At 68.7% G+C, this 6,881-nt stretch carries 6 protein-coding genes; 3 read left to right on the forward strand and 3 right to left on the reverse strand.

The window, feature by feature from the left end:
- The first annotated feature begins 139 nt into the window (after positions 1 to 139).
- Positions 140 to 1,402 (forward strand): enoyl-CoA hydratase/isomerase family protein, encoded by a 1,263-nt coding sequence (locus tag O4G76_RS14340; protein WP_269397955.1) that lies wholly within the window; start codon positions 140 to 142, stop codon positions 1,400 to 1,402.
- Here the strand turns inward: O4G76_RS14340 and O4G76_RS14345 are convergent.
- Positions 1,389 to 1,604 (reverse strand): hypothetical protein, encoded by a 216-nt coding sequence (locus O4G76_RS14345; RefSeq protein ID WP_085894873.1) that lies wholly within the window; start codon positions 1,602 to 1,604, stop codon positions 1,389 to 1,391. The two genes, O4G76_RS14340 and O4G76_RS14345, sit on opposite strands and share 14 nt — an antisense overlap.
- Before the next feature lie 154 nt (positions 1,605 to 1,758).
- Here O4G76_RS14345 and O4G76_RS14350 point away from each other — a divergent pair, with 154 nt between their 5' ends.
- The gene (locus O4G76_RS14350; RefSeq protein WP_085894874.1) at positions 1,759 to 2,022 is read left to right on the forward strand and encodes a DUF2312 domain-containing protein; all 264 of its coding nucleotides are present in this window, start codon (positions 1,759 to 1,761) and stop codon (positions 2,020 to 2,022) included.
- A gap of 24 nt (positions 2,023 to 2,046) precedes the next feature.
- Here O4G76_RS14350 and O4G76_RS14355 read toward each other — a convergent pair whose 3' ends face one another.
- A complete protein-coding gene (locus O4G76_RS14355; protein WP_269397956.1) occupies positions 2,047 to 2,925 on the reverse strand; it encodes a hypothetical protein in 879 nt (292 codons plus the stop codon).
- Positions 2,926 to 3,092: 167 nt separating this feature from the next.
- Between O4G76_RS14355 and O4G76_RS14360 the strand changes: the two genes are divergently transcribed.
- On the forward strand, positions 3,093 to 4,748 hold the full coding sequence (locus O4G76_RS14360) for an iron ABC transporter permease (RefSeq protein ID WP_269397957.1): 1,656 nt from the start codon (positions 3,093 to 3,095) through the stop codon (positions 4,746 to 4,748).
- A gap of 723 nt (positions 4,749 to 5,471) precedes the next feature.
- Here the strand turns inward: O4G76_RS14360 and O4G76_RS14365 are convergent.
- A partial coding sequence (locus tag O4G76_RS14365) for a hypothetical protein (protein WP_269397958.1) occupies positions 5,472 to 6,881 on the reverse strand: 1,410 nt, incomplete at its 5' end.

Consider the following 6,881-nt stretch of genomic DNA (forward strand, 5'->3'; position numbering starts at 1 on the left):
ATGATTACCGCGCCGTCACGCGCGCGTCCAGCGGCGTTGCGCCTTGGCCATCCCCTTGAGACGGCGACCGCGCGGGGCCTTGCGCATGGGCGGTCTGCCGCCGATCATGGCCACAACTGGGCAGAGAGGGATGGCGGCGATGGGTGGCGGGCCGGTCACGACACGGATCACCGACCAGATCGCGGCGGTGACGCTCGATCTCCCGCCGGGCAACGCGCTCGGCGCCGATACGCTGCGCGGTCTCGCGGCGGCGCTCGACGGGATCGAGGGCACTCTCGACACCGCCGACGCACCGCGCGGCATGGTGCTCGGCAGCGCCAACGGAGTGTTCTCGGTCGGTCTCGATCTCCGCGAGATCGATACCGAAGCCGCTGCCGGGACGCCCGCCTTGCACGAGATCTGCGCGCGGATCGAGCGCTTGCCGATCCCGGTGGTGGCGGCGCTGCCGGGCAGCGCCATCGGCGGCGGGGCCGAGCTGGCCCTCGCCGCGCATTACCGCCTAGCCGTGCCCTCGGCCCGGATCGGTCTGCCGGACATCGTGCTGGGCCTGCCGCCCGGGGCGGGGGGCGGACAGAGGCTCGCCGCCCTGTGCGGCGCCGAGACGGCGCTCGACATGTTGCTGCGGGGCCGGCCGATCACGGCGCAGATGGCGCGGCAGGCGGGTCTGATCGACGGGGTGGTGGAGGAGGATATCGATGCCTCGGCCCGCGCCTTGGCGGCGCAGCTCGCCGCGGCGGGAATCCGGCCCCGGCCGGTCGCCGGGCGCCGCGATCTCATGGCTGATGGCATGGCCTGGCTCGATGCGGTGCAGGGCCGCCGCCACGCCACCGACGGCGCGCCGCTGCGCAGCGCCTCGCGCGTCGTCGATTGCATCGAGGCGGCGCTGCTGCTGCCGGCGGCGTCGGCCCTGCGTTTCGAGCGGACGGCGCATCTGGATGCGCTGGCGGACCCGCAATTCGCGGCGCTGCGCCATGTCTACTTTGCCGAGAGGCGGATTTCGCCGTCGCTGCTCGAACGGGACGGCGGAACCCCTGCGCCGACCGCTCAGGGGCGCAGTCTGCTGGCTGCGCTGGGCCGTGGCGGCGAGGGGCTGGAGGGCGAGATGCGGCTCGCCGCAGCTGTGGCGCAGGGCGCGCGGCTCCTGGCCGCCGGACGCGTGGCGCGCAGCGCCGATCTCGATGCGCTGGCGGTACATGGCCTCGGCTGGTCGCGGCTGTCGGGCGGGCCGTTCCACGCGGCGCGGAGCTTCGGCATGGCCGAGCTCGTGGCCATGATGGAGGGTTGGGCCGGGGCGAACCCGGTGTTCGAGGTGCCGCCGTTGCTGCGCGCCTCGGTCGATACGGATGGCGATCTCGACGTGGCGCTGCGACGCGGCCGGGTGGCCGAGATCAGGACAGGATGATGCCGACCACGACCATCATCAGCCCCAGCATCGACAGCATCAGCGCCCCGATGTTGAGCGGCACCACCCGCGCCAGCCGCGCCCGCATCTGCGCGTCGTCGAGGCCCTGACGCCGCAGTCGCATCACCGCGAGCAGGCTCCACAGGATGGCGGCGAAACCTGCCAGCGTGATCGCCGCCCCGATCCAGATGACGATGTCCATGCCAGCACTCCCTATTTTTCGCAGATCGGACTAGCGCCAGCGGAGATACGGCACAAGCCCGCGCGCCGTCGCGGCAGGCTGGACCGGGCGCTTGATGCCGCCCCGGCCCGGCGCTAGGGAGAAGGCCCGACCATCGGCCCATCAGGAGACCCACATGAGCGACGCATCCGTGATCGACGTGCAGAGCAACGCGGCAGGCGAGGAACTGCGCCAGTTCATCGAGCGCGTCGAGCATCTCGAGGCCGAGAAAAAGGACATCGCCGAGCAGATCAAGGAAGTCATGGCCGAGGCCAAGGGCCGCGGCTACGATACCAAGGTCATGCGCAAGGTGATCGCGCTCAGGAAGCGTGACGCCGACGACATCGCCGAGGAAGAGGCGGTGCTCGACATGTACAAGGCCGCGCTCGGCATGAGCTGAGCCCGACGGGGGCGCCATCGCATCTCAAGGTGAGATGAAGCGCACCCCCTCCATGGCCGCGATGCGCTCCAGATCGGCTTCGTAGATCGACGTCAGCTCCGCCACGAGCGCGGCATCCCAGCCCGGCAGGTCGATCACCGTCTCGACCGCATCGTCGCGGGCGTATTTGTCGAGAAAGGCCGAGACGATACGCCGGTGCTGCGCGGCATTACCTGGCGGGTGCTTGTCGAGATAGGCGCGCAGCCGCGCCGCCCCCTCGGGGCGCATGATCTCGTCCACCAGGTCATGCGCGCCCTCGATCGGGCTGTCGGGTGCCATCCCGGCCAGAGCCCGGACCAATTCGGGCCATAGCAGGGCCGAATCCTCGTCGCACCAGACCGTGAGCCGCGCGTGGGGCGCCGCCTCGCGCAGCCGCGCCAGCACGTCCGACCAGAGAATCGTGCGCGGATCGAGATCGGCCATGAATTCGTCGAATGCTCGGCCGCGCGTCTGCTCCCAGCAGGCGGGGAGAAAGCTCGCCGGGTTGCGGATGCCGAGGAACAGCTCGATCCGGTCGTCGGGAAACAGCGCCGCGAGTGCGCGTGCCTTGAAGCCCGCGAGCTCGTGGAAGCAGCCTGCGTCGCAGATGCGGGCCGGGGTGCAGATGAAGGCCGGATTGCCCAGCACCAGCCGCTCTGTGGTTTCGCCGTGATCGATGATCGCATCGACCAGCACGTCGCGCGTGCCGGGCTCCGGCGCCGCGCCGCGCAGGTGCTGGATCGTCTCGCGCAGCAGGCGCCGGTAGCGCGCGGGTCCCGGCACGCGGATGCCCCGTTCCGCCAGCGCCGGCTGGTTCTTGGTCACCGACTTCAGCAGCCGGTCGTCATCAGTGCAGTTGGCGCCGATGTGAAAGGCGATCTCCATGCGCGCGTGGTCCCTCTCCCGCCTGTTGCAGGGCTGTTTTCTTCCGCCGGGGCGGTCATCATCCCTGGGCCGGTCCGGGCGTTGCGACGCCAGACCCTCCGCCCTTGGTCCGGCCAATATAATGAGTTGTCTGGACAGCGAAACCGCTATGAGCTACCGCCGCATCCATGTCCGATAAAACCAGTCAGACAATCGCTCCCGGCGGCGCGTGGCGCAGCTTCGATCCGTGGTCGGTCGGGGCGGTGTCGATCGCGGCGCTGGTGCTTTTGCCGGTGATTTCGGTGGTCTGGCTTGCCTTCCATCCCGAAGACAACATCTGGCCGCATCTGCTTTCGACGACGCTGCCGCGCTATCTGGGCAACACGGTGCTGCTGATGCTGTCGGTCGGCGCGATTACGGCGGCCGTGGGAGCAGGAGCGGCATGGCTGGTGGTGATGTACCGCTTTCCGGGTCATTCCTGGCTGCAATGGGCGCTGCTGCTGCCGCTCGCGGTGCCGGCTTATGTCGGCGCCTATGCGCTGGTGGATTTCCTCGAATATGCGGGTCCGGTACAGACCGGCCTGCGTGGCCTGATGGGCTGGCAGGACGCGCGCGACTATGCCTTTCCGCAGATCCGCTCGCGCGGGGCGGCGATCCTCGTGCTTTCGGCGGCTCTATATCCCTACGTCTATCTGCTCGCCCGCGCGGCGCTGCGCGAACAGTCCGGCGCCGGTTTCGAGGTGGCCCGCGCGCTGGGCGTGGGGCCATGGGGCCGGTTCTTCCGGGTCGGGCTGCCGCTGATCCGGCCGGCCATCGCGGCGGGCGTCGCGGTGGTGATGATGGAAACGGTCAATGATTTCGGCGTGGTCGATTATTTTGCGGTGCAGACGCTGACCACCGGCATCTTCACCGTTTGGCTGCAGGCGGGCAATCTCGGTGGTGCTGCGCAGATCGCGACGCTGGTGCTGGCGATGATCGTCTTTCTGGTGACCCTGGAGAAGCTGAGCCGCAGGCGGCTGCGTTTCTTCGGCTCGGCCCGCCAGCCGCGCCCCGTGACACCGATGCGACTGAGTGGCGGGCAGGGCATCTTGGCGTTCATCGCTTGCCTGCTGCCCTTCCTCGCCGGGTTCGTGCTGCCGGTGGCGGTGCTGGCGAGCCACGCGCTCGACGCGCGCGAATGGGCGGCGCCGGGGCTTAGCCGGGCGCTGTTCCACACGCTGGCCACGGGCGGTACCGCGGCGTTCCTGACCGTTCTGGCGGGGCTCTTCATGGTCTACGGCACCCGGCTCTCGGGGCGCCGCCTGCCGGTGCTGCTGCTGCCGGTGACGGCGATCGGCTATGCGGCTCCCGGCGCGGTGCTTGGGATCGGCATCCTGATTCCGCTCGCGTTCTTCGACAACGCCCTGGCCGACGCGGTCCTCGATCTCACCGGCCGCGATCCCGGGTTGATCTTCACCGGCACCGCGGCGGCGCTGGTCCTGGCCTATTGCGTGCGCTTCTTCGCCATCGCGCAAGGCACCGCCGACGCGGCCTTGGGCCGGGTGTCGCCCAGCCTGCCGATGGCCGCGCGTTCGCTCGGCCAGAGCGCCGGGGGCACCTTGCGGCGCATCCATGTCCCCCTGATCCGCGCCAGCGTCGGCTCGGCGCTGCTGCTGGTCTTCGTCGACTGCATGAAGGAACTGCCGGCGACGCTGCTGCTGCGGCCGTTCGGCTATGACACTCTGGCGACGAGGGTCCACGCCAAGGCCAGCCTCGAAAACATTGCCGAGGCGGCCCCGGCGGCTTTGATGATCACAGCCGTCGGATTGGTCGCGGTCGGATTTCTGGCACGGGCCAACCGCTGACAATGGTGCATTTCTCAGCGGCGGCGGAGGGCTGTGGCTCGTTGCTCGACCATGTCCATTGCTGCTTGGCAAATTGGACTTGGTTCTGAGACTTCGGATCGGGGCTTGGAATGGGCTGTCGTCCGTACTCCGCTGGCCTGCGAAGGTCGGGCAGGGGCAATTGGACACACGGTGGCGGGAGATCATCGACGCCCACCGCTTTCGTGAGGTCTTTTTCCGGGAAGGTATTGGGTTGCACCTGCGTTTGGCTGCACTGTTCTCTCGACAGAGAGTTCCACACCCGCTGCGTCAAAGCGCCCATGACTGTCTTCGAGAGGTGGGATCTGGCAGCGGAGGGACAGGCTGGTGGATAAGTGACTGCTCACTGAAGCCAAAGGCCGGGATCCGATCGATTGGCTCGTTCGTGCCTGAACTCTCGCCGTATCGGCTCTGAAAACCTATGGAATAGATCAGGCGGCGGGGTAGGAAGTCGCCCTGTTCGTCGGTGCCGTGCCCTACCTTGCCATGGTTTTGAAATTCATGAGGTTTTCGACTGATCGCCTGCTAAAGCCCTCAAATCATCACGGCCGTGCGACATGAGCAGTAATCGGATTAGAAGCCTATGGGTAATACGGGGCAAACCGCCGATCACTCAAGGGCCATTCCCAATGCTTCGCAGTGCCGAGGAACATGGAATGGCATTCGCCCCCGACCGATATTTCGGCCGGGGGCGCAGGCATTGGCTCACATCGTGAGCGTGCTTCCGTCGTCGAGCACGAGGACCAGCTCGGGCCCGGCGCCGCTGTCGAAGCTGCTCGCCACCCGGCTGCCGCTGCCCGCGACGATGAAGGCCAGGGCGGCGTTCGTGGCCCCGTCGGCGCCGATCACCGTTTCGATCAGCCCGCTGATGTCGGGCGTCCGGTAGGTGCCCCCGGCGGTCCACTGCTCGACATTCGACCAGGCGAACTCGTCGACGGCGACGCGCGACTGCGGTGGCGCGCCGGAGGAGAAGGTGGCGGCGGTCTCGCTGCCCTGGATGCCGATGGTGAGGTTCGCGGCCCCCGAGGAGGTCTCGAGCGAGGTGAACTGCAGGTAGGCGTCGGTGATGGTCGCCGTCTGCGGGATGTCGATCCCCTCGAAGCGCATCCCCACGGCCTGTGCCCGGCTGCCGTTCAGGCCGAACTCGAGGTCGCCGCTGCCGCCGCCGCCGAACTGCTCCCAGTCGTCGGAGGAGGCGCCGATCGGCGTGACGACCGTCGACACGGTCCCGCCGCCGGTGGTGACGTCGTCCTCGATGACCATGCCGCTGGCGGTCGCGGTGCCGAGCGTCACGGTCGGGCCGGCGCCGGTGGCCCCGGTCAGGGTGACCGTCACCATCTCGGTGCCGTTGTCCACATCGTCATTGGCCACCGACACGGCCAGCGAGCCGATCCCATTGACGAAGCTGACGCTCTGGCTCGTCGCCGTGCCGGTGTCGTAGGCCACTTGCAGACTGCCGGTGAAGCCGGTGTCGTTCAGGCTCAGCCCGAAGGCGAGATCGGTGGTCCCGGTGTCGCCGGCCTCGGTCACCGTCGGCGCGTCGGCGATCGAGAGAACGACGCTTGCAGGCGGCGCCGCGACGTCGTCCTCGGTGACCGTGCCGCTGGCGCTCGCGGTGCCGAGCGTCACCGGCGCGGCGGCGCCGCTGGCCCCGGTCAGGGTGACCGTCACCATTTCGTCGCCGTCGTCGATGTCGTCATTGGCGACCGACATGGTCAGCGTGCCGACCCCGTTGACGAAGCTGACGTCCTGGCTCTGGTTCGCCGCCGTGCTGGTGTCGTAGGTCACCGTCAGGGTGCCGGTGAAGCCGGTGTCGCTCAGGCTCAGCCCGAAGTCGAGATCGGTGGTCCCGGTGTCGCCGGTTTCGGCCACCGTCGGCGCGTCGGTGATCGAGAGCACCGGCCCGGTCGGCGGGGGTGGCGGCGGCGCGCTGCCCTGCACCAGCTCGACGTTCGAGAAGCGCACGATCGAGCTTTGCGCGGCGTCGTCGTCGTTGATCAGCGCCAGGTAATCGAAGCTCCGTCCGGCATGCGCCGCGAGCGGGATCTCGTAGCTCACGGTCTGGCCCACGGTGGTGTAGTCGTTGCGCACCGACTGGTCGAACCTCGCGATGTT

Origin of the sequence: Limimaricola sp. G21655-S1, assembly GCF_027213785.1 — a bacterium.
Lineage (GTDB): Bacteria > Pseudomonadota > Alphaproteobacteria > Rhodobacterales > Rhodobacteraceae > Limimaricola.